General features: G+C 70.2%; 22 protein-coding genes. 16 read left to right on the top strand and 6 right to left on the bottom strand.

Annotated elements, in window-relative coordinates:
• Positions 1 to 91: 91 nt before the first annotated feature.
• The 11 genes from IE274_RS04930 (at position 92) to IE274_RS04880 (ending at position 10,215) form a co-directional block, all read left to right on the top strand.
• A complete protein-coding gene (locus IE274_RS04930) occupies positions 92 to 1,510 on the top strand; it encodes an MraY family glycosyltransferase (protein WP_190114332.1) in 1,419 nt (472 codons plus the stop codon).
• Positions 1,511 to 1,770: 260 nt separating this feature from the next.
• Positions 1,771 to 2,232: a Cg1360 family ATP-synthase-associated protein gene (locus tag IE274_RS04925; protein WP_190114331.1), complete on the top strand. Its 462-nt coding sequence runs from the start codon at positions 1,771 to 1,773 to the stop codon at positions 2,230 to 2,232.
• Positions 2,233 to 2,460: 228 nt separating this feature from the next.
• A complete protein-coding gene (gene atpB, locus IE274_RS04920) occupies positions 2,461 to 3,279 on the top strand; it encodes a F0F1 ATP synthase subunit A (RefSeq protein WP_030361205.1) in 819 nt (272 codons plus the stop codon).
• A 73-nt stretch (positions 3,280 to 3,352) separates the two neighbouring features.
• A complete protein-coding gene (atpE, locus tag IE274_RS04915; RefSeq protein WP_016643250.1) occupies positions 3,353 to 3,598 on the top strand; it encodes an ATP synthase F0 subunit C in 246 nt (81 codons plus the stop codon).
• 41 nt (positions 3,599 to 3,639) lie between these two features.
• The gene (locus IE274_RS04910; RefSeq protein ID WP_030361207.1) at positions 3,640 to 4,188 is read left to right on the top strand and encodes a F0F1 ATP synthase subunit B; all 549 of its coding nucleotides are present in this window, start codon (positions 3,640 to 3,642) and stop codon (positions 4,186 to 4,188) included.
• Entirely contained in the window at positions 4,185 to 5,009 is an 825-nt protein-coding gene (locus tag IE274_RS04905) for a F0F1 ATP synthase subunit delta (protein WP_190114330.1), read from the top strand. Before IE274_RS04910 ends, IE274_RS04905 begins: the two co-directional genes overlap by 4 nt.
• Before the next feature lie 118 nt (positions 5,010 to 5,127).
• Positions 5,128 to 6,720, top strand: a complete 1,593-nt coding sequence (gene atpA / locus IE274_RS04900; protein WP_190114329.1) for a F0F1 ATP synthase subunit alpha — start codon at positions 5,128 to 5,130, stop codon at positions 6,718 to 6,720.
• Between the two features lie 20 nt (positions 6,721 to 6,740).
• Positions 6,741 to 7,658, top strand: a complete 918-nt coding sequence (locus IE274_RS04895) for a F0F1 ATP synthase subunit gamma (RefSeq protein ID WP_190114328.1) — start codon at positions 6,741 to 6,743, stop codon at positions 7,656 to 7,658.
• Entirely contained in the window at positions 7,658 to 9,100 is a 1,443-nt protein-coding gene (gene atpD, locus IE274_RS04890; RefSeq protein WP_190114327.1) for a F0F1 ATP synthase subunit beta, read from the top strand. The genes IE274_RS04895 and atpD overlap by 1 nt, the downstream gene beginning before the upstream one ends.
• Positions 9,101 to 9,232: 132 nt before the next feature.
• Positions 9,233 to 9,607, top strand: coding sequence for a F0F1 ATP synthase subunit epsilon (locus IE274_RS04885; RefSeq protein ID WP_190114326.1), 375 nt, complete (start codon positions 9,233 to 9,235; stop codon positions 9,605 to 9,607).
• Between the two features lie 149 nt (positions 9,608 to 9,756).
• Positions 9,757 to 10,215, top strand: coding sequence for a DUF2550 domain-containing protein (locus tag IE274_RS04880; RefSeq protein WP_190114325.1), 459 nt, complete (start codon positions 9,757 to 9,759; stop codon positions 10,213 to 10,215).
• Positions 10,216 to 10,286: 71 nt separating this feature from the next.
• On the opposite strand, the gene IE274_RS04875 is transcribed toward IE274_RS04880, so the two are convergent.
• The 3 genes from IE274_RS04875 to IE274_RS04865 all read right to left on the bottom strand — a co-directional run bounded on the left by IE274_RS04875 (position 10,287) and on the right by IE274_RS04865 (position 14,298).
• On the bottom strand, positions 10,287 to 12,164 hold the full coding sequence (locus IE274_RS04875; RefSeq protein ID WP_190114324.1) for a glycoside hydrolase family 18 chitinase: 1,878 nt from the start codon (positions 12,162 to 12,164) through the stop codon (positions 10,287 to 10,289).
• Positions 12,165 to 12,451: 287 nt separating this feature from the next.
• Positions 12,452 to 13,102: a response regulator gene (locus tag IE274_RS04870; protein ID WP_190114323.1), complete on the bottom strand. Its 651-nt coding sequence runs from the start codon at positions 13,100 to 13,102 to the stop codon at positions 12,452 to 12,454.
• Positions 13,099 to 14,298 (bottom strand): sensor histidine kinase, encoded by a 1,200-nt coding sequence (locus IE274_RS04865; RefSeq protein WP_190114322.1) that lies wholly within the window; start codon positions 14,296 to 14,298, stop codon positions 13,099 to 13,101. The genes IE274_RS04870 and IE274_RS04865 overlap by 4 nt, the downstream gene beginning before the upstream one ends.
• A 182-nt stretch (positions 14,299 to 14,480) precedes the next feature.
• On the opposite strand from IE274_RS04865, the gene IE274_RS04860 reads away from it, so the two are divergent.
• On the top strand, positions 14,481 to 15,062 hold the full coding sequence (locus tag IE274_RS04860) for a hypothetical protein (protein ID WP_190114321.1): 582 nt from the start codon (positions 14,481 to 14,483) through the stop codon (positions 15,060 to 15,062).
• 39 nt (positions 15,063 to 15,101) lie between these two features.
• On the opposite strand, the gene IE274_RS04855 is transcribed toward IE274_RS04860, so the two are convergent.
• Genes IE274_RS04855 through IE274_RS04845 form a run of 3 tightly spaced genes read right to left on the bottom strand, consistent with a single transcriptional unit; the run spans position 15,102 to position 17,300 of the window.
• Positions 15,102 to 15,689, bottom strand: coding sequence for a cob(I)yrinic acid a,c-diamide adenosyltransferase (locus IE274_RS04855; RefSeq protein ID WP_190114320.1), 588 nt, complete (start codon positions 15,687 to 15,689; stop codon positions 15,102 to 15,104).
• Positions 15,690 to 15,702: 13 nt separating this feature from the next.
• The gene (locus tag IE274_RS04850) at positions 15,703 to 16,458 is read right to left on the bottom strand and encodes an ABC transporter permease (protein WP_190114319.1); all 756 of its coding nucleotides are present in this window, start codon (positions 16,456 to 16,458) and stop codon (positions 15,703 to 15,705) included.
• A 59-nt stretch (positions 16,459 to 16,517) separates the two neighbouring features.
• Positions 16,518 to 17,300, bottom strand: a complete 783-nt coding sequence (locus tag IE274_RS04845; RefSeq protein WP_190114318.1) for an ABC transporter ATP-binding protein — start codon at positions 17,298 to 17,300, stop codon at positions 16,518 to 16,520.
• Positions 17,301 to 17,380: 80 nt separating this feature from the next.
• Here IE274_RS04845 and IE274_RS04840 point away from each other — a divergent pair, with 80 nt between their 5' ends.
• The 4 genes from IE274_RS04840 to IE274_RS04825 all read left to right on the top strand — a co-directional run bounded on the left by IE274_RS04840 (position 17,381) and on the right by IE274_RS04825 (position 22,380).
• Positions 17,381 to 18,019, top strand: coding sequence for a TetR/AcrR family transcriptional regulator (locus IE274_RS04840; RefSeq protein WP_190114317.1), 639 nt, complete (start codon positions 17,381 to 17,383; stop codon positions 18,017 to 18,019).
• 170 nt (positions 18,020 to 18,189) lie between these two features.
• Positions 18,190 to 19,038: a 3-hydroxyacyl-CoA dehydrogenase family protein gene (locus tag IE274_RS04835; protein ID WP_190114316.1), complete on the top strand. Its 849-nt coding sequence runs from the start codon at positions 18,190 to 18,192 to the stop codon at positions 19,036 to 19,038.
• 173 nt (positions 19,039 to 19,211) lie between these two features.
• Positions 19,212 to 19,535: an STAS domain-containing protein gene (locus tag IE274_RS04830; RefSeq protein WP_030361223.1), complete on the top strand. Its 324-nt coding sequence runs from the start codon at positions 19,212 to 19,214 to the stop codon at positions 19,533 to 19,535.
• A gap of 226 nt (positions 19,536 to 19,761) precedes the next feature.
• The gene (locus tag IE274_RS04825) at positions 19,762 to 22,380 is read left to right on the top strand and encodes an ATP-binding protein (protein ID WP_190114315.1); all 2,619 of its coding nucleotides are present in this window, start codon (positions 19,762 to 19,764) and stop codon (positions 22,378 to 22,380) included.
• Positions 22,381 to 22,404: the final 24 nt, after the last annotated feature.

The raw sequence follows: 22,404 nt of genomic DNA, 5'->3' as shown, positions 1-22,404 counted from the left end.
AACGATCGTCGCTACCCAGACGTCCCCAACCTTATGCGCGCGAAGCTAGGGTGTGGTGCTGAGATGGCCAGCGATACCTGTGGGGAAGCCCGTGCGTGAATATCTGCTGACGCTCTGCATCACGGCCGCGGTGACCTATCTGCTGACCGGCCCGGTGCGGAAGTTCGCGATCGTGGCCGGTGCCATGCCGGAAATCCGCGCGCGCGACGTGCACCGGGAGCCGACGCCCCGGCTCGGCGGAATCGCGATGTTCTTCGGGCTGTGCGCGGGGCTCCTGGTCGCCGACCACCTGCCGAACCTCAATGAGGTCTTCACGAAGTCGAACGAGCCGCGCGCGCTGCTCTCCGGCGCCGCGCTGATCTGGCTCATCGGCGTCCTGGACGACAAGTTCGAGATCGACGCGCTGATCAAGCTCGGCGGCCAGATGATCGCCGCGGGCGTCATGGTCATGCAGGGCCTGACGATCCTCTGGCTGCCCATCCCGGGCGCCGGGACGGTCTCCCTGACCCAGTGGCAGGGCACGCTCCTCACGGTCGCCCTGGTGGTCATCACGATCAACGCGGTGAACTTCGTCGACGGCCTGGACGGCCTGGCGGCGGGCATGGTGTGCATCGCGGCCGCGGCGTTCTTCATGTACGCGTACCGCATCTGGTACGGCTACGGCATCGAGGCCGCCGCCCCGGCCACGCTCTTCGCGGCCATCCTGATGGGCATGTGCCTGGGCTTCCTGCCGCACAACATGCATCCGGCCAGGATCTTCATGGGCGACTCGGGGTCGATGCTCATCGGCCTCGTCCTCGCCGCGGGCGCCATCTCCATCACCGGGCAGGTCGACCCGGACGCGATGAAGCTGAACCTGGGCGGCACCCGGGACGCCACGCACGCGATGCTCCCGGTCTTCATCCCGCTGCTGATGCCGCTGACGATCATCGCGATCCCGTTCGCGGACCTGGTGCTCGCCATCGTGCGCCGCACCTGGAAGGGCCAGTCGCCGTTCGCCGCCGACCGCGGCCATCTGCACCACCGGCTCCTGGAGGTCGGCCACTCGCACAGCCGTGCCGTCCTGATCATGTACTTCTGGTCGGCCCTCATCGCCTTCGGCACCGTCGCGTACTCGGTGCACTCCACGAACATGTGGATCCTGCTCCTGATCGTCGCCCTCAGCGCGGTCGGCCTCGCTCTGCTCCTGCTGCCCCGCTTCACCCCGCACACGCCCGGCTGGGCGGAGGGCTTCGTGCCGCCGCGGTACCGGCGCAGGCGGGCGGCTCTGGCGGCGCGGGCGGCGGCCGCCGAGGCGGCGTACGGGGCGCAGGGCGCGGGTGTGGCGGCCGGGGCCGGTGGGGCCGCGGAGACGCCCGGAGAGGGCGCGGGAGAGGCCACCGGCGAGGACGCGGCGGCGGACGGCGACGGGCACTCCCGGCGCCCCGTGGGCGCGGGCGTCAACGGGGCGACCGCCCTGGGCACCCGCCCGCGCTTCCTGGACCGGCGCAAGGCCGGTTCGTCGCGTTGACGCGGCCGCCAAAGCGGTCCATTAGCAGACAAGTCGCCCGCTCGCGTGCACAGACGCGCGGATTACTTCTCATGTGTGACGGCGAGCACACCTGGCAGGTAAAGACCTCATCAAATAGTTTGTGATACCGTTCACGAAACCCGGCGACAGAGCCGAAGGACCGTAGTGCGACGGTCTCTTGGCCCGAGGACCCCACTCGGACCGGGTCTACGCTCGTCCATGACGACACCCTGCCCCCATCTGTAAGCGGAGTTGCCGCCATGCCGTCTCAAGACACCCGGAATCTCCTGCAGTGCGCCGTGCCCACGGCCGCCGCCGGCGCGGTCATCGCCGTCGTCAGCGGCTTCGTCTCGGGCGGCAAGGGAGCGCTCGGCGCTGTCATCGGCACCGCGGTGGTCGTCGCCTTCATGGGACTCGGTGTGTACGTCCTCCAGCGGACGGCAAAATCGCTTCCGCAGTTGTTCCAGGCGATGGGCATGATGCTCTATGTCGCCCAGTTGCTGCTGCTTCTCGTCTTCATGGGTCTGTTCAAGGACACCACCTTGTTCAACCCGAAGGTCTTCGCGCTCGCGCTCGCCGTCTCGACCGTCGTGTGGATGGCGTCGCAGGCGCGCGCGCACATGAAGGCCAAGATTTTCTACGTCGACCCGGAACCCGAACCTTCCTCCGCCAACTCTTCCGAGAAGAGCGAAAAGGCGGAGAAGTCGGGGTCCTCGACGTGAGTGGTAGGGCCGGGATAAATGCCAGTTCGAGATGCTGCTATCGTCCGGTGCCAACTGCGGCACTGCAGGCGCGGGCATCTGAGCTGACGCCTGCACCATCGCGAGGCTCGATGCCTGATCGCCGCTCACACTTCCGAAACACCAGTCCGGTGCCGACCCGCGGCTGCGCGCCGCGCCGACACGACAACGAGGTTGCCGTACCTATGCGTCACGCCGAAGGAGCCCGCGGTGAGTGCTGACCAAACTGAGCTCGCCTTTGACTGGAGCTGTCGGATCATGTCCGACAACGGCTGTGGCTTCCCGGCTCCGGGCCTGCACTCGTTCCTCTTCAAGCCGATCTTCGAGGTCGGTGGGTTCGAGTTCAACAAGGTGATGCTGCTCGCTCTGATCTCGACAGCGCTCGTGGTGACCTTCTTCTACGCCGCTTTCGGCAAGGCGAAGATGGTCCCCGGCAAGGTCCAGATGATCGGCGAGGCCGGCTACGACTTCGTACGCCGCGGGATCGTGTACGAGACCATGGGCAAGAAGGACGGCGAGAAGTACGTCCCCCTGATGGTCTCGCTGTTCTTCTTCATCTGGATCATGAACATCTGGTCGGTGATCCCGCTGGCCCAGTTCCCGGTGTCGTCGGTCATCGCCTACCCGTTCGTCCTCGCGGGCATCGTGTACTTCGTCTGGGTGCCCCTGACGTTCAAGCGCCACGGCTTCGTCGGCGGCTGGAAGAACATCACCGGCTACGACAACTCCCTTGGCCCGATCAAGTGGCTCGTCGCCTTCATCGAGTTCTTCTCGAACCTGCTGGTGCGTCCCTTCACGCACGCGGTGCGACTCTTCGCCAACATGTTCGCCGGTCACCTGATGCTGGTGATGTTCACCGTCGCCTCCTGGTACCTGCTGAACAGCTGGCTGATCCCGGCCGCCGGTGTCTCCTTCGTGATGACCATCGCGATGATCGGCTTCGAACTCTTCGTGCAGGCCGTCCAGGCGTACGTCTTCGTGCTCCTCGCCTGCTCGTACATCCAGGGCGCTCTCGCCGAGCATCACTGAGCACCCTCCCGCAACCCCCTAAGCGCCCGGTGGCCAACCCCCACCGGTCCAAGAAAGAGAAGGAAGTAACGGCATGTCCGCGACTCTCGAGCTCGCCGCCCTCCAGGGTGACATCAAGGCCCTCGGCTCCATCGGCTACGGCCTCGCGGCCATCGGCCCCGGCATCGGTGTTGGCATCGTCTTCGGTAAGGGCACCGAGGCCCTGGCTCGTCAGCCCGAAGCCGCCGGTCTGATCCGTGCCAACCAGATCCTCGGTTTCGCCTTCTGTGAGGCGCTCGCCCTCATCGGCATCGTCATGCCGTTCGTCTACGGCTCCTGATCGCCGCAGACGAATAGTCCCGTTCGACGAAAGGCACTGATGTGATCGCCAACCTGGTTCAGCTGGCGGCCGAGGAAGAGCAGAACCCGCTCATTCCTCCGGGCCCCGAGCTGCTTGTCGGCGCCATCGCCTTCGCCATCGTTTTCTTCTTCTTCTGGAAGAAGCTCATCCCGAACATCAACAAGGTTCTGGACGAGCGCCGGGAGGCGATCGAAGGCGGTATTGAGAAGGCCGAGGCCGCTCAGACCGAGGCCCAGAGCGTCCTCGAGCAGTACAAGGCTCAGCTCGCCGAGGCCCGCCACGAGGCCGCGCGGCTGCGCCAGGAGGCGCAGGAGCAGGGCGCCCAGCTCATCGCCGAGATGCGGGCCGAGGGCCAGCGGCAGCGTGAGGAGATCGTCGCCGCCGGTCACACCCAGATCGCGGCCGACCGCAAGGCCGCCGCGCAGGCACTGCGCCAGGACGTGGGCCAGCTGGCCACCGAACTGGCCGGCAAGCTCGTCGGTGAGTCGCTCGAAGAGCACGCCCGGCAGAGCCGCACCATCGACCGCTTCCTCGACGACCTCGACGCGAAGGCAGAGGCCACTCGATGACAGCGCATGGAGCCAGCCGCGAGGCCCTGGCCGCCGCGCGTGAGCGTCTCGACGCGCTGACCGACAACACCTCGGTCGACGCGAAGCAGCTCGCGGACGAGCTGGCCGCGGTCACCGCGATGCTCGACCGCGAGGTCTCGCTGCGTCGGGTCCTGACCGACCCGGCGCAGTCCGGAGAGGCCAAGGCGGAGCTGGTGTCCCGGCTGCTCGGCGGCAAGGTCGGCGGCGAGACCGCCGACCTGGTGGCCGGCCTGGTGCGCTCCCGCTGGTCGCAGTCGCGCGACCTGGTGGACGGCCTGGAAGAGCTGACCAACCTCGCCGACCTGACCGCCGCGCAGAAGTCGGGCGCGCTGGACAACGTCGAGGACGAGCTCTTCCGGTTCGGCCGGATCGTCTCCTCCAGCACCGAGCTGCGGTCGGCGCTCACCGACCGGGCCGCGAACGCCACGGCCAAGAGCGGCCTGGTGCACGGCCTGCTCGACCGCCGGGCGGACGTCGTCACGGAGCGTCTGGTCGAGCGTCTTGTGACCGTGCCCCGTGGACGTAGCCTGGAAGAGGGCCTCGAGTCCCTCTCCAAGCTGGCCGCGGACCGCCGGCAGCGCATGGTCGCCGTCGTCACCTCCGCTGTTCCGCTGTCGGACCAGCAGAAGCAGCGGCTCGGTGCGGCGCTCGCGAAGATCTACGGGCGCCAGATGCACCTGAACCTCGACGTGGACCCGACGGTCCTCGGCGGGATCCGGGTGCAGGTGGGCGACGAGGTCATCAACGGCTCCATCGCGGACCGCATCGAGGACGCGCACCGCCGTATGGCGGGCCAGTAACTCAACAAGCAAGATCTACGGCCCTGGTTGGGCCGTGCACAGGATGCAAAGTTTCTGGGGGGAGCCCCCAGATCCCCCAAAGAAACTTCGGGCCCAACAAGGAGAGCAGGGAACCCAGATGGCGGAGCTCACGATCCGGCCGGAGGAGATCCGGGACGCGCTGGAGAACTTTGTCCAGGCGTACAAGCCGGACGCGGCCTCGCGCGAGGAGGTCGGTACGGTCACCCTGGCCGGCGATGGCATCGCGAAGGTCGAGGGCCTGCCCTCGGCCATGGCCAACGAACTGCTGAAGTTCGAGGACGGGACCCTCGGTCTCGCGCTGAACCTGGAAGAGCGCGAGATCGGTTCGATCGTCCTCGGTGAGTTCAGCGGCATCGAGGAGGGTCAGTCGGTGCAGCGCACCGGCGAGGTCCTTTCGGTCGCGGTGGGCGAGGGTTACCTCGGCCGCGTCGTCGACCCGCTCGGCAACCCGATCGACGGCCTCGGCGAGATTGAGACGTCCGGCCGCCGCGCCCTTGAACTGCAGGCCCCCACGGTCATGCAGCGCAAGTCGGTGCACGAGCCGATGGAGACCGGCTACAAGGCCGTCGACGCGATGACCCCGATCGGCCGCGGTCAGCGTCAGCTGATCATCGGTGACCGCCAGACCGGCAAGACCGCCCTGGCCGTCGACACGATCATCAACCAGCGCGACAACTGGCGCTCCGGTGACGTGAACAAGCAGGTCCGCTGCATCTACGTCGCCATCGGTCAGAAGGGCTCCACCATCGCCTCCGTGCGCGGTGCCCTCGAAGAGGCCGGCGCCCTGGAGTACACGACCATCGTCGCCGCCCCGGCGTCCGACCCGGCTGGCTTCAAGTACCTGGCGCCGTACACCGGCTCGGCCATCGGCCAGCAGTGGATGTACGAGGGCAAGCACGTCCTCATCGTCTTCGACGACCTCTCGAAGCAGGCCGACGCCTACCGCGCCGTGTCCCTGCTGCTCCGTCGCCCGCCGGGGCGCGAGGCCTACCCGGGTGACGTCTTCTACCTGCACTCCCGCCTCCTCGAGCGCTGCGCGAAGCTCTCGGACGAGATGGGCAAGGGCTCGATGACCGGTCTGCCGATCGTCGAGACCAAGGCGAACGACGTGTCGGCGTTCATCCCGACCAACGTCATCTCCATCACCGACGGCCAGTGCTTCCTGGAGTCGGACCTGTTCAACGCCGGTCAGCGTCCCGCGCTGAACGTCGGTATCTCCGTCTCCCGAGTCGGTGGTTCCGCGCAGCACAAGGCGATCCGTCAGGTCTCCGGCCGACTGCGTGTGGACCTCGCCCAGTTCCGTGAGCTGGAGGCGTTCGCCGCCTTCGGTTCCGACCTGGACGCCGCGTCCAAGGCGCAGCTGGAGCGTGGCCAGCGCATGGTCGAGCTGCTCAAGCAGCCGCAGTACCAGCCGATGGCCACCGAGGACCAGGTCATCTCCGTCTGGGCCGGCACCACCGGCAAGATGGACGAGGTACCGGTCAACGACATCCGGCGCTTCGAGCGCGAGCTGCTCGACTACCTGCACCGCAAGGAGCAGGGCCTGATGACCTCCATCAAGGAGGGCGCCAAGATGTCGGACGACACGATCACGGCCATCGGTGACGCCGTCGCGGAGTTCAAGAAGCAGTTCGAGACCTCGGACGGGAAGCTTCTCGGCGAGGACGTTCCTGCCGCTGCCGGCAAGTGACGACGGAAGGGACCTGACTCATGGGAGCCCAGCTCCGGGTCTATAAGCGTCGCATCAAATCCGTCACCGCGACCAAGAAGATCACCAAGGCGATGGAGATGATCGCCGCCTCGCGCGTCGTCAAGGCGCAGCGCAAGGTGGCGGCCTCCACGCCGTACGCGACCGAGCTGACGCGCGCGGTCACGGCGGTGGGCACCGGTTCGAACACCAAGCACCCGCTGACGACCGAGCCGGAGACGTCGACGCGTGCCGCGGTGCTGCTCCTCACGAGCGACCGCGGTCTCGCCGGCGCCTTCAACGCCAACGCCATCAAGGCCGCGGAGCAGCTGACCGCGCGCCTCGAGGCCGCGGGCAAGGAGGTCGACGTCTACGTCGTCGGCCGCCGCGGTGTGGGCCACTACAACTTCCGCGAGCGCAAGGTCGCGAAGCAGTGGACCGGCTTCACCGACCAGCCCGAGTACGCGGACGCCAAGGCGGTCGCGGGCCCGCTGATCGAGGCCATCGAGACGGAGACGGCCGAGGGCGGCGTGGACGAGCTCCACATCGTCTACACCGAGTTCGTGTCGATGATGACGCAGACGGCGGTCGACGGCCGCCTGCTGCCCCTCAGCCTCGAAGAGGTGGCCGAGGAGTCGACGGCGAAGGACGAGATCCTGCCGCTGTTCGACTTCGAGCCGTCGGCGGAGGACGTCCTCGACGCCCTGCTGCCGCGCTACGTCGAGAGCCGCATCTACAACGCGCTGCTGCAGTCGGCTGCCTCCAAGCACGCCGCCACGCGCCGCGCGATGAAGTCGGCCACCGATAACGCCGGAGACTTGATCAACAATCTGTCCCGGCTTGCCAACGCGGCCCGCCAGGCCGAAATCACCCAGGAAATCAGCGAGATCGTCGGCGGCACCGCAGCCCTGTCCGACGCGACCGCGGGGAGTGACAAGTAATGACGACCACTGTTGAGACGGCCGTTGCCACGGGCCGCGTCGCCCGGGTCATCGGCCCGGTCGTCGACGTGGAGTTCCCCGTCGACGCGATGCCGGAGATCTACAACGCCCTGCACGTCCAGGTCGACGACCCGTCGACCGAGGGCGCGAAGAAGACGCTGACCCTCGAGGTCGCCCAGCACCTGGGCGACGGCGTGGTCCGCGCGATCTCGATGCAGCCCACCGACGGTCTGGTCCGCCAGGCCCCGGTGACCGACACGGGTGCGGGCATCTCCGTCCCGGTCGGCGACGTGACCAAGGGCCGGGTGTTCAACACCCTCGGTGAGGTCCTGAACGACGACCCGTCCACGGTCGCCGAGGCCGAGCGCTGGACGATCCACCGCAAGGCCCCGGCCTTCGACCAGCTCGAGTCCAAGACCGAGATGTTCGAGACCGGCCTGAAGGTCGTCGACCTTCTCACCCCGTACGTCAAGGGTGGAAAGATCGGTCTGTTCGGTGGTGCCGGTGTCGGCAAGACCGTGCTGATCCAGGAAATGATCGTCCGTGTGGCCAAGCTGCACGACGGTGTCTCCGTCTTCGCCGGTGTCGGCGAGCGCACCCGTGAGGGCAACGACCTCATGGTCGAGATGGAGGAGGCCGGCGTTCTGGACAAGACCGCGCTGGTCTTCGGCCAGATGGACGAGCCGCCGGGCACGCGTCTGCGCGTGGCCCTGGCCGGTCTGACCATGGCGGAGTACTTCCGCGATGTGCAGAAGCAGGACGTGCTGTTCTTCATCGACAACATCTTCCGCTTCACGCAGGCCGGTTCCGAGGTCTCGACCCTGCTCGGCCGCATGCCCTCCGCGGTGGGCTACCAGCCGAACCTGGCCGACGAGATGGGTCTCCTCCAGGAGCGCATCACCTCGACCCGTGGTCACTCGATCACCTCGATGCAGGCGATCTACGTCCCCGCGGACGACCTGACCGACCCGGCCCCGGCCACCACCTTCGCCCACCTCGACGCGACGACGGTGCTCTCCCGTCCGATCTCCGAGAAGGGCATCTACCCGGCCGTGGACCCGCTGGACTCCACGTCCCGCATCCTGGACCCGCGCTACATCGCGCAGGACCACTACGACGCCGCCATGCGCGTCAAGGGAATCCTGCAGAAGTACAAGGACCTCCAGGACATCATCGCGATCCTCGGCATCGACGAGCTCGGCGAAGAGGACAAGCTCGTCGTGTCCCGTGCCCGTCGTGTGGAGCGCTTCCTCTCCCAGAACACCCACGCCGCCAAGCAGTTCACCGGCGTGGACGGTTCGGACGTGTCCCTCGAGGAGTCGATCGCGGCGTTCAACGCGATCTGCGACGGCGAGTACGACCACTTCCCGGAGCAGGCGTTCTTCATGTGCGGTGGTCTCGAGGACCTGAAGAAGAACGCCAAGGAGCTCGGCGTCTCCTGAGCCCAGCAGCTCATCGGGAGAAGGGCGGGTGCACCCCGCGACACGGGGTCGTGTCCGCCCTTCTCCCCACGCCCACTAGAATTTGACCCAACACCCGGCTGAACCGCCGGGTGGTGACCCGAGGAGCCACCCTTGGCTGCTGAGCTGCATGTCGAGCTGGTCGCCGCGGACCGCAGTGTCTGGTCCGGCGAGGCCACCCTGGTCGTCGCACGTACCACGTCCGGCGACATCGGCGTCATGCCCGGTCACCAGCCGCTGCTCGGTGTGCTGGAGTCGGGCCCGGTGACCATTCGTACGAGCGACGGCGACACGGTCGTCGCCGCGGTGCACGGCGGATTCATCTCGTTCGCCGACAACAAGCTGTCACTGCTCGCCGAGATCGCCGAGCTCTCCGACGAGATCGACGTCCAGCGTGCGGAGCGGGCGTTCGAGCGTGCCAAGTCGGAGGCCGACGCCTCCGCCGAGCGGCGCGCCGACGTTCGACTTCGTTCGGTGGCGGCGCGCTGACCCTCGGCGCGCGGCGTAACGTGACTCAGCCGCGGCCAGGACCGGAGCTCTCCGGACCTGGTCGCGGCTGAGGCGATGCGGGTGCGGTTCCGGGTGCGGTTGTTTGGTCCGTTTCGAGAAGTCGTGTTGAGGCGAGGAGGTCGGTGCCGATGATCCTCGTTCTGCTCGTGTGCGGACTTGTGTTGATCGCGCTGGTGTTGCTGGGGCTCTTCGTCTTCGGACTGCGCCGCCGGCTGATCCAGCGCTCCGGCGGCACCTTCGACTGCAGCCTGCGCTGGCACGCCCCCGACCCCGAGGAGCCCGTCGGAGTCCCCGGCAAGGGCTGGGGCTACGGCGTCGCCCGCTACAACGGCGACCGGGTCGAGTGGTTCCGTATCTTCTCGTACGCTCCCCGGCCGCGCCGCACCCTGGAGCGCTCGGCGATCGAGGTCGTCGACCGGCGCGCTCCGGACGGCGAGGAGGAGCTGGCGCTGCTCTCGAACGCCGTCGTGCTGGGCTGTCTGCACCGGGGCGTACGGCTTGAGCTGGCCATGAGCGAGGACGCGCTGACCGGGTTCCTGGCCTGGTTGGAGGCCGCACCCCCTGGCCAGCGCGTGAATGTCGCCTGAGGGCGCTGTCGCATGGAGAAGCCGGGCTGACGGGGGGCGTTCCCGTCAGCCCGGCTTCGTCGTGTGGGCCCTTACTTCAGGCCGTCATTGATCGCCGTCACCAGCTCGCCGTTCGCCGTGTCGCCGCTGAATTCCCAGAAGAAGGCGCCGCCGAGGCCCTGCTCCTTCGCCCAGGCCATCTTGGCGCGGATCGTCGCCGGGGTGTCGTACGACCACCAGTTGCTGCCGCAGTGGGCGTAGGCCGTGCCCGCGACCGTGCCGTTGGACGGGCAGGAGTTCTTGAGGATCTTGTAGTCCTCGATGCCCGCCTCGTACGTTCCCGGCGCGGCCCCGGTGGCCGTGCCTCCTGGCTCCTTCTGCGTGACGCCCGTCCAGCCTCGGCCGTAGAAGCCGATGCCGAGCAGGAGCTTCTTGCCGGGTACGCCCTTGGCCTTCAGCTTGTTGATCGCCGCCGCGGAGTTGAAGCCGCCCTTCGGGATGCCGGGGTAGTCGGTCAGCGGCGAGTGCGGGGCCGTCGGACCCTTGGCGTCCCAGGCACCGAAGAAGTCGTACGTCATCACGTTGTACCAGTCGGCGTACTGCGCGCCGCCGCCGTAGTCGGCGGAGTCGATCTTGCCGCCCGGTGAGGCGTCGGCGGTGATGGCCGCGGTGACGAGGTTGTTGGCGCCGAACTTGTTCCGGAACGCCTGCATCATCGTCTTCATCACGGCCGGGCCGCTGGTGTCACAGCTCAGGCCGCAGGCGTTGGGGTACTCCCAGTCCAGGTCGATGCCGTCGAAGACGTCGGCCCAGCGCGGGTCCTCGACCAGCTTGTAGCAGGAGTCCGCGAACGCCTCCGGGTTCTTCATGGCGTCGGTGAAGCCGCCGGACCAGGTCCAGCCGCCGAACGACCAGAGGACCTTGATGTGCGGGTACTTGGCCTTCAGCTTGCGCAGCTGGTTGAAGTTGCCGCGCAGGGGCTGGTCCCAGGTGTCGGCGACGCCGTCGACGGACTGGTCGGCGGTGTACGCCTTGTCGTAGTCGGCGTAGGCGTCACCGATGGTGCACTTGCCGCCCTGGACGTTGCCGAACGCGTAGTTGATGTGCGTGATCTTCTCGGCGGAGCCGGAGGACGCGATGTTCTTCACGTGGTAGTTGCGCTGGTAGACGCCCCAGTTGGTGAAGTACCCGAGCTTCACCTTGTCGCCCGGGTCGGGGTCGGGGCCGCCGCCCGTGGTGCGCACCTTCACGGAGCCGCTGGCGGGTCCGGTCTGGTCGGCGGTGTCACGGGCCTGGACGCTGTACGAGTAGTCGGTGCCCTTGGTGAGCCCGGAGTCGGCGTACGTGGTGCCGGTCACCGTCGCGACCTTCGCGCCGTCGCGCAGCACGTCGTAGTTCTTGACGCCCTTGTCGTCCGTCGCGGCCTTCCAGTCCAGCTTCACCGAGGTGTTGGTGATGTCGGACGCGGTCGGGGTGCCGGGGGCGGAGGGCGGGTTGTCGCCGGGCTGGCCGCCGCCGTCGCAGCTCTCGCCGTTCAGCAGACAGTTGGCGGGGGAGCCGGGCCCGGAGCCGTTGAAGCCGAAGCTGACGGTCGCGCCGGGGGCGAGGGAGCCGTTCCAACCGAGGTTCTTCGCGGTCCACTTGTTGCCCGCGTTGGTGACCGTCGCGTCCCACGCCGACGTCACCTTGGTGCCCGCGGGGAAGTCCCACTCGACGGTCCAGGAGCTGAGCGCGGTGGTGCCGGTGTTCTTGATGGTCCACTTGCCCTCGAAGCCGGAGCCCCAGTCCTGGGTCTTGGCGTACGTGGCGGTGGCACCGGCGGCGGCCTTCGGCGCGGCCTGCGCGCTCTGCGGCGCGGTGGCCGGGGCCGCCTCGGCGGAGCCGCCGAGGGCGACGAGGGTGGCGAAGGGGAGCAGGAGGGTGGTGAGCCCGGCTGTCAGCCGATGTCTTGACCTGTGTCTGACGCGCAAGGGGTGCTCCTCGGTCGAGTTCCGGGGGTGGGGGTGGAGCCCTGCGACGCCCGTGAGCACGAAGTGTGTGTTCTGTGCCTGCCATGTGCCCACCGCAGTGCCGCGAGAATAGAAAGGTCTGGACCAACGGTCAAGGGGACCCGGGCCCTTGGGCCTTGGGCAGTCGGGTGCCCCTGCCCTCGGGGCGCCGCCGATCGCCCTTCGGTCTCGTCCTCAATCGCCGGACGGGCTCTATATGCCGCTCGCCGTCGGCCGCACGGGCTGGAGTTGGCCGCCCTCGGCCTCGGTCAGACCCCCAGCTCCTGGGCCAGCACGGCCGCCTGCACCCTGCTGCGCAGTTCCAACTTGCCCAGGAGGCGGCTCACATGGGTCTTCACCGTTGCTTCCGCCATGTCCAGGCGGGTCGCGATCTCCGCGTTGGAGAGGCCCTCGCCGAGGCAGGAGAGGACCTCGCGCTCACGCCGGGTCAGGGAGTCGATGACCGCCGGGTCGACGGTGCTGCCCTGGCGCGGGGTGCGCCGGGGCGTGGCGAACTCGGCGATCAGGCGGCGGGTGACCGCGGGGGCGATCAGGCCCTCGCCGCGGGCGACCGTGCGCACCGCCTCCAGGAGGTCCTTGGCCTCGGTGTTCTTCAGGAGGAAGCCGGACGCGCCCGCGCGCAGCGCCCCGAAGACGTACTCGTCCAGGTCGAACGTGGTCAGCACGAGCACGTCCGCCAGCTCTTCGGCCACCACCTGGCGGGTCGCGGAGACGCCGTCGAGGCGGGGCATCTGCACGTCCATGAGGACCAGGTCGGGCCGCAGCTCCCGGGCCAGGGCCACCGCCTGCTCGCCGTCCGCGGCCTCGCCGACCACCTCCATGTCGGGCGCGCTGCGCAGGATCAGGACCAGGCCCGCCCGCACGGCGGACTGGTCCTCGGCGACGAGCACGCGGATCATTCGGTGACTCCTTGGTCTTTGGGGTCGATGGGCAGCCGGGCCTCGACCCGCCACACCTTGGCGCCGGGCAGCTCCGGATGCGGCTCGGGGCCGGACTCGAAGGTCCCGCCGAGCAGCGCGGCCCGCTCCTGCATGCCGACGAGCCCGGCGCCGGAGCCGGGCGCGCGCGGCCCCCGGGCCTCGCCGAACGGGCTGCTCACGCGCACCCGCAGGCCGTCGGGCTCCCGGGCCAGGGCCACCGTGACCAGGCCGGGCGCGGCGTGCTTGAGGGCGTTGGTGAGGGATTCCTGGACGATGCGGTACGCGGCCAGCTCGACCGGCGCGGGCAGCGGTGGGTCGTGCGGGGTGCGGGCGTCGTCGAGGCGGACGTCGAGGCCGTTGGTGCGGGCGTTCTCGGCGAGGGCGCCGAGGCCGTCCAGGGTGGGCGCGGCGGCCGGTTCCAGGTCGCCGCTGGAGTCGCGCAGGATGCCGATGAGGCGGCGCATCTCGGCGAGGCCCTCGACGCTGTTCTCGCGGATGACGGTGAGCGCGTCCTTCGTGGTGCGCGGGTCGTCCAGGGACAGCGCGGCCGTGGAGTGGATGGCGATGGCCGACAGGTGGTTGGCGACCATGTCGTGCAGTTCGCGGGCCATCCGCGCGCGCTCGGCGGTGACGGCTTGCGTACGGTCCATCTCGGCGAGCAGCGCGGTCTGCTCGGCGCGCAGCCGGGCCAGGTCGGCGGCCTCCCGGTGGTTGCGGACGAGGACGCCCGTCGTCGCGGGAGCAAACGTCACGAGTGCGGTCACGGCGCCCACGAGGATCGCGTCCGCCTGCCGGAACCAAGCCAGGAAGCCGACGGTCACCGCCACCGTGATCAGGCCCGTCGTGACCGGGATGCGCCGGGCCTGGGCGGGCGTGCCGTACACCACGGCCGCGTACACGATGTCCGTGAACATCACGACCGTCGCCAGATTCCCCGTCGTGAACTGATCGGCGATCAACGCCAGGCTGCCCGCGCACAGCGCGAACGTGGGGGCCGTGCGGCGCAGCAGCACCAGGCCCGCCATGGCGAACAGCGGCAGCAACGACCAGCTCTCGCCGAACGGGCGGGTCTGCATCGTGATGCCGAGCGCCCACAGCCCGAGCCCGCTGAGCAGACTGGCCACACAGATGCGTACGTCGACGACGTCCGGGCGGCGGGGGAGCGGCAGCGGCATGACTCCATCCAACACGGCCCGGCGCGCCCCGGCCTCCCTATGACGGGTGAAGCACCGGTACATCGAAGGATGCAGCCGCACTTCGTCACTGCCGACGACGATCCGCCGCGTTCCCGGCGGGAGCCTGGAGAGGTGAACACGAGGACCAGGGCCGTCGGGGCCGGTGTCAGGAGGAACGAGCCGTGATCGTCACCTTGATCATCATCTGCGAGGTCGGCTTCTGGGTGATCCTCGCCGCGGGCCTCGGCGCCCGCTATCTGCTGAAGATGCCGCGCCTCGGCCTCGCGATCCTGCTCTGTGAGCCGCTGCTCGAACTGCTCCTGCTGGTCGTCACCGCCGTCGACCTGAAGAACGGGGCCGACCCGAGCTGGAAGCACGGCCTCGCGGCGGTCTACATCGGCTACACCGTCGGCCACGGCCACCGCACCGTGAAGTGGCTCGACGGCCACGCCGCACACCGCTTCAACGGCACCCCGGTGCCGCGCCCGCCGCGCTACGGCTGGCCGCGCGCCCGGCACGAGGGCAAGGTCTGGCTGGGCACGGTGGTCGCGGCGGCGGTCGCCTCCGGGCTGCTGCTGCTCGCCAAGTGGTACGTGGACGACCCGGGCCGCACGGGGTCGCTCGACTCGTGGATGTACACCGCGTGGCGCACGGCCGGCATCCACGGCCTGATCGCGCTGAGCTACACGCTGTTCCCGAAGCGGAAGCCCGCCCCGGCCCCGGGGGAGCGGGACGAGCGGCCGCACGACCTCACCAAGGTCTGAGCGCCGGAGTCGTCCGCGAGGCGCCGGGGCGCGTGCGGGCTAGCGGTCCCCGCCGGGCACCCACAGCACGTCTCCGACCTCCTTGTTCGCCGTACGGGCGAGAATGAACAGGAGGTCGGAGAGGCGGTTGAGGTAGGTCGCGGTGAGCGCGTTCATGCTGCCGCCCCGCTCGGCGGAGCCGTGCTCGTCGAGGGCCGCCCAGGTGGACCGCTCGGCCCGCCGGACCACCGTGCACGCCTGGTGCAGCAGGGCCGCGCCCGGCGTACCGCCCGGCAGGATGAAGCTGCGCAGCTTCTCCAGGTCCTCGTTGAAGCGGTCGCAGTCCGCCTCCAGCTTGTCGACGTACGACTGCTCGACGCGCAGCGGCGGGTACTTCGGGTCGTCGATGACGGGCGTGCACAGGTCCGCGCCGACGTCGAAGAGGTCGTTCTGGACCCGGGTGAGGACCGCCACGACCTCCGGGGCGAGGCCGCCGAGGGCGATGGCCGTGCCGATGGCGGCGTTGGCCTCGTTGGCGTCCGCGTACGCGGAGATCCTGAGGTCGGTCTTGGCGGTCCTGCTCATGTCGCCGAGGGCGGTGGTGCCCTGGTCGCCGGTCCGTGTGTAGATGCGCGTCAGATTGACCATGCGGCCAGAGTAGTTAGGCCCCGGCCGTGCGGAAGACGCGTGTGCCGACCATCACGGACAGCGCGGCGAACGCGGCGGCCGTCACCACGCCGTACAGCACCGCACCGCTCGCGTAGTCGCCCACGTAGGCCGCCCGCACCGCGTCCACGAGATAGCGGAACGGCATGAAGTGCGACAGGACGTCCAGCCAGCCCGGCGCGAGGGCCATCGGCAGCATCAGGCCGGACAGCAGCGTGGACGGCATGCTCACCGCGTTCACCACGGGCCCGAACTCGTGCGGCTTGGAGACCTTCAGGGCCAGGGAGTACGAGAGCGCGGCCAGCGACAGCGTCAGGACGCCCACGAACGCGAAGCCGATGAGCACGCCCGCGACCGGCGCCCGCAGCCCCATGACGAGCGCCGCGAGGACCAGGAGCACCGCCTGGAACACGAACAGCGTCGCGTCCCGCAGCACCCGCCCGAGCAGCAGCGCGAGCCTGCTCACCGGCGTCACCCGCATCCGCTCCACCACCCCGAACTGCTTCTCGATGATGATCGCGAACCCGCTGAACGTCGCCCCGAAGAGGCCGAGCTGGAGCAGCAGCCCCGGCACAAGGACCTGCCAGGAGTCGCCGCGCGAGCCCAGTGGCAGGTCGGTGAGCAGCGGCCCGAAGAAGAGCAGGTAGAGCAGCGGCGTGAGCACGCCGAAGAGCATCTGGAACTTGGAGCGCAGGGTCTGGCGGGCGTAGCGGCCGAAGACCAGGGCGGTGTCGGAGAGGAGCGCGGGCATGGGGAGTCCTGAGGTCGTAGGGGAGGCGGCCAGGGCCTGTCCGATGGGTCGGCGAGGCTCTAGACGGCGACCGGGGTGCGGTCGGCGGGGGCCGGGCCACGGCCGGTGATGGCGAGGAACGCGTGCTGGAGTGCGGCCTCGGCCGAGCCCGCGTACTGGAGCTTGAGGGCGCTCGGGGTGCCGTCGGCGACCACGACGCCCTCGTCCACGACGACGATCCGGTCGGCCAGGGCGTCCGCCTCGTCCAGATAGTGCGTCGTCAGGAACACGGTCGTGCCGTGGTCGGCGCGCAGGCGGCGCACCAGGTCCCAGAGGTCGGCGCGGGCGCCGGGGTCCAGGCCGGTCGTCGGTTCGTCGAGGAAGAGGATCGCGGGGCGGTGCATCAGGCCCATGGCGATGTCGAGCCGTCGCCGCTGGCCGCCGGAGAGGGCGGCGCACTTGCGGTCGAGCAGGTCGGTGAGGCCCAGGTCGCGGGCCAACTCCTCGGCGCGGGCGACGGCTTCGGCTTTCGGCAGGCGGTAGAGCCGTCCCTGGGTGACCAGCTCCTCGCGCAGCGAGATGTTCAGGTCGACGCCGCCGGACTGGGCCACGTACCCGATCCGGCCGCGCACGGCGGCGGGCTCGCGGGCGAGGTCGAAGCCCGCGACGGTGGCGGCGCCGCCGGTGGGCGGGAGGAGCGTGGTGAGCATGCGCAGCGTGGTCGTCTTGCCCGCGCCGTTCGGGCCGAGGAAGCCGAGGATCTCGCCGGGGGCGACGGTCAGGTCGATGCCGCGCACGGCCGCCACGGGGCCCGCCTTCGTCGTGAACGTCTTGGCCAGTCCGGCCGTGCTGATGATCGCCATGAGGAGTACAAAAACAGAGCCACTGAAATTTTGCAACGCCCCCAAGTTTTCATCGAACCCAACAAAGCTACGATGGGGGCATGGCTGAGGGACTTCGGGAGCGCAAGAAGCGCCAGACCAGGCAGCGGATCTCGGACATCGCGACGGGTCTGATCCTGGAGCGCGGGTTCGACGCCGTGACCGTCGCCGAGATCGCGGACGCCGCGGACGTCTCGGTCAACACGGTCTACAACTACTTCCCCGCCAAGGAGGACCTGTTCCTCGACCGCGGCCTGGACATGGTCGACCGGCTCTCCCGGTGGGTGCGCGGCCGCCGCGTGGGGGAGTCGCCCGCCGACGCCGTCCTGCGCGAGCTGCGCGTCCTCGTCGAGGGCGTCTCGCCGACCGTCGGGCTCTTCGACGGGTACGCCGACTTCATGGAGGTCATCACCGCGTCGCCCGCCCTGCGCTCCCGCCTCTGGGCCCTGCGCCAGGAGACCCTCACGGACCTGGAGGCCACCCTGCGCGCGGAGGCGGGCCCGGTCCCCGGCCGCCTCCCCGAGCTCGTCGCGGGCCAGCTCGGCTGGGCGTACGGCACCGTCTTCGCCTGGATCGGCGCCGAGATGGCGCGGCGCCGGGTGCCCGCGGAGGTCTCCCGCGAGGCCCTCGATCTGCTCGACGAACTGGAGGAGCTGCTCGGCGAGCAGGTCCTCAACTACGGGATCCGCACGGCCACATGACGCCCTGACGACCCCCCGGGGACCCCTCCCGGTGTGATGTCCGTCAAATGGGACGTGGCGTGCGTCTCTTAGCGGTCCCCTGAGCGGCTGTGAGCGCTAATGTCCGGGCCAGAGCGATACGTAAACAGCGTGTAAGCGCTCAGTCGTCGGTAAGTAAGGGGAGTCGTAACGTGGCACGGAAGCTCGCCGTCATCGGAGCCGGACTCATGGGGTCCGGGATCGCCCAGGTATCCGCACAGGCGGGCTGGGACGTCGTCCTGCGCGACGTCACCGACGAGGCGCTGACCCGCGGCACCGACGGCATCAAGGCCTCGTACGAGAAGTTCGTCAGCAAGGGCAAGCTCGCCGCCGCCGACGCCGAAGCCGCGCTCGGCCGCATCACGACCACCACCGACCTGGACGCCGCCGCCGACGCGGACATCGTGGTCGAGGCCGTGTTCGAGAAGCTCGAGGTCAAGCACGAGATCTTCCGTACGCTCGACAAGATCGTGCGCGACGACACCGTGCTCGCCTCCAACACCTCCGCCATCCCGATCACGAAGATCGCGGCCGTGACGGACCGTCCGGAGCGGGTCGTCGGCGCCCACTTCTTCTCGCCGGTGCCGATGATGCAGCTCTGCGAGCTGGTCCGCGGCTACAAGACGAGCGACGAAACCCTCGCCGCCACCCGTGAGTTCGCCGAGTCCGTCGGCAAGACCTGCATCGTCGTCAACCGCGACGTCGCCGGCTTCGTCACCACCCGGCTCATCGCGGCGCTCGTCGTCGAGGCCGCCAAGCTCTACGAGTCGGGCGTCGCCAGCGCCGAGGACATCGACATCGCCTGCAAGCTGGGCTTCGGCCACGCCATGGGCCCGCTCGCCACCGCCGACCTCACCGGCGTCGACATCCTGCTGCACGCCACCGACAACATCTACACGGAGTCCCAGGACGAGAAGTTCGCCCCGCCGGAGCTGATGCGCCGGATGGTTGACGCCGGTGACATCGGGCGCAAGAGCGGGCAGGGCTTCTACAAGCACTGACGGCGGATACCGACGCCTGTACGCCTCCTGGGATCACCCCTCGGGGTGAATTCGGTATCGGTTCGCTTACAGACGGCAACTTCCGTACCCGAGCGGCAGTCAGTTGCTGTGACATACACAGACGCCTCGCGGCACAGGCGCCACATACGACACCGCACTCTTGGGGAGCGCATATGCACATCAGGGGCGACCAGGCCCAGCTGGTCGTCGGGGGACGCCTCGACGTACGCAGCGCGGCGGACGCCCGTACGGTCCTGCACTCGGCCGTCGACGACGGCGCCGGCGACCTGGTGCTCGACCTGTCCGAACTCGACTCGTGGGACGCCACGGGACTCGGCGTCATCATGGGCGCGCACCGCCGCGCCGGACGCTGCGGCCGCCGCCTCGTACTGCGCGGCGTGCCCCCGCAGATGCAGCGCCTCCTCGTCGCCACCCGGCTCCACCGCATCCTCGCCATCGAAGGCGGCATCGGGGTCGAATCCCTCCCTCGCGTATAAGCCGCGCGAGGGGGGCGGGAGTGCTCCCTCACGCACAATCCTCACGAGACTGTGACGTCTCGGACCGGGCGGTACCCCGCCATCGGCGGGGATACTGAGGACGGTTTAGGGTTCGGTCGCCTGCCGAGAGACGAACCCGCACGGGAGGCACCGGACCAGAAGCGACAGCGCGGTGTGCTGGGGCCGGAGGGGGCTTCGCACACGACGCATCTGGGGGGCTGAGACCATGGACCCGATGAACCGGGGACCAGAAGAGTACGGCCACGACGACGCGGGGATCGGCCACGAGGGCACCCACGCCGACAGCGCGGCGGCGCACGAGCAGCACGCGCCCCAGGACGCCCCACCGGGCCCGCCCGCCGCGGGCGGTCCTGCCGGTGCCGACTTCGGGCCGCCCGCCGTCGCCCGCACCGTCCAAGTGGTGTCCGGCGACTTCCTGCTCACCGTGAACCCCGTCGACGGCAGCGAGATAGAGCCCTGCCCGCCGGGGGAGCAGCCCGGACACCCGCCCAAGCACTCCGCCGTCGAGCGCGCCGAACGCCGCCGCGCCGCCCAGCCGCCCGTACCGCCGGGCCCCGCCCTGCCCCGCCTGCCGCTGCTCGAACGGCAGGAGGAACGCGAGCGCCTGGTGCGCCTCCTCGCCCGCGGCCGCTCCGTGCGCCTCACCGGACCCGCGGGATCCGGCCGCACGGCGCTCCTCGGCGCCGTCGCCGACGACTGCGCGGACCTCGCCCCCGACGGCGTGATCCGCCTCAGCGGCTACCACCGCTCCGTCAGCGACCTCCTGTACGACCTCTTCGCCGCCGTCCACGACGCGCCCCTGCACCGCCCCGACCGGCCCCTGCTGCGCGAGCTGCTCCGCGACATCGGCGCCGTCGTCGTCCTCGACGACCTGGAGTTCGGCGGCGCCGCCCTCGAAGAGCTCCTGGACGCGACGCCCGAGTGCGCCTTCCTCGTCGCCGCGACGCCCGACATCGCCGCGCCCTCGCCCGAGTCCCACCTCGAAGAGGTCTTCCTCGGCGGGCTCGGCCGCGGCGGCGGCCTGGAGCTCCTGGAGCGCGTCGTCGGCCGCGTCCTCACCGACGACGAGGCCAACTGGGCCGGGGACCTGTGGTTCGAGTCCGAGGGCCTGCCGCTGCGCTTCGTCCAGGCCGGGGCCCTGCTGCGGCAGCGCGACCGGCTGCTCGCCGACCCGGGCGCCTTCGACGAGTACGACGCGTACGAGAACCCCGGCGCCGCGGCCCAGGACGCGCCCTTCGACGGCGCCGACGTACCGCTGCCGTCCCTCGCCGACGGTGCCGCGCCCGCCGCGCTCCTCGCCTCCCGCCTCAGCGCGTCCGCGCGCGCCACGCTGCGGATCGCCGTCGCGCTCGGCGGTGAACTGCCGCACCCGGCCCACCTGCCCGCGCTCGTCGGCGACACCCATGCCGACGCCGCGCTCGCCGAACTGGTCGACTGCGCCCTCGTCACCCCGGTCGGCGGCCACTACCGCCTCGCGGCCGGGGTGCGCACCCAACTGGAGGGCGCCGGGTACGCCGACGACGCCGCCGCGAACGCCCAGTCCGCCGCCCGGCACTACGCCTGGTGGTCCGGACACCCCTCGGTCGCCCCCGAGCGGGTCGCCGCCGAAGCCGACACGGTCCTCGCCGCGCTCACCGCCCTGGTCAACGGCCCCGCCACCGGGGCCGACAGCGGCGGCAGCGAGCCGTCCGCCGCGGTGCTGCTCGCCCGCACGGCCGCGCCCGCCTTCGCCGGGGGACTGCACTGGGGCGCCTGGGAGCGGGCCCTGCGGTCCGGCCAGGAAGCCGCACGCACCTCCGGCGAGGTCGCCGAAGAGGCCTACTTCCACCACGAGTTGGGCATCCTCGCGCTCTGCGCCGGACGCCTCGACCGGGCCCGCGCCGAGCTGGAGGCCTCCATCGGGCTGCGCGGCGCCCTCGCCGACAAGCGCGGCATGATCGCGGGCCGCAGGGCCCTCGCCCTGGTCGCCGACCGCTCCGGCGCCCTGCTGCCGGACGGCCACGCCACGGCGGGCGAGGAGGTGCCCGACGCCCGGTACGAGGAGTCGGCGTCGCCGCCCGGCGGCATCCCCGCGGCGTTCGCGCTGCCCGCGCCGCCGCCTCCGGAGGCCGACACAGTCGTCACCCGGCAGGCCGTCTCCGGGGCGGGTGCCGGGGGTTCCGGCGGTGGTTCCGGCAACGGCGCCGGATCGAGGCGCCGCTCGATCGTGCGCGGTACGCGGCGCAACCTGGTCGCGGCCGGGGCGGGCGCGCTGCTCGTCGCGGTGCTCGGCACGGTGGTGACGCTCGGCGCGACCTCCGACAAGGACGACGGGCCGCCCGACCGGGTGCGCACCGACCAGTCGGCCAGCGCGGACGACGACGGCGGCGGGATCGGCGCGGACAAGCCGAGCGACGGCTCCACGGCGGGCCCGGCCGACCCCGGCCAGGACGGCGTGCCCGGCACCTCCGACGACCCGAAGCCGGGGACGAGCGGCAGGCCCTCGGAGAGCGACGATCCGAAGGACCCGTCGGACAAGCCGAGCGGCAAGCCGACGAAGCCGTCGGACAAGCCGACCAAGCCGACCGACAAGCCGACCAAGCCCACGGACAAGCCCACCAAGCCCACGAAGCCGCCGACGAAGCCCCCCACGACTCCGCCGACGAAGCCGCCCACCACCCCGCCGACGACGCCCCCGACGACCCCGCCGCCGACCACCCCGTCGACGCAGCCGTCCTCGCCGGACACCTCCGACTCGGCGAGCGGACCGGCGTCGTCCAGCCCGGCCGCCTCCGACTCGGGGACGGGCGGGACGGCGGGGGCCGGGTCGTCGACGGTGATCTGACGGGTCGTACGCGCTGACGGAGGT

Source organism: Streptomyces flavofungini (genome assembly GCF_014650815.1).
In the GTDB taxonomy this organism is placed as follows: domain Bacteria; phylum Actinomycetota; class Actinomycetes; order Streptomycetales; family Streptomycetaceae; genus Streptomyces; species Streptomyces flavofungini.
This window is presented reverse-complemented; position numbering and strand designations above follow the sequence as displayed.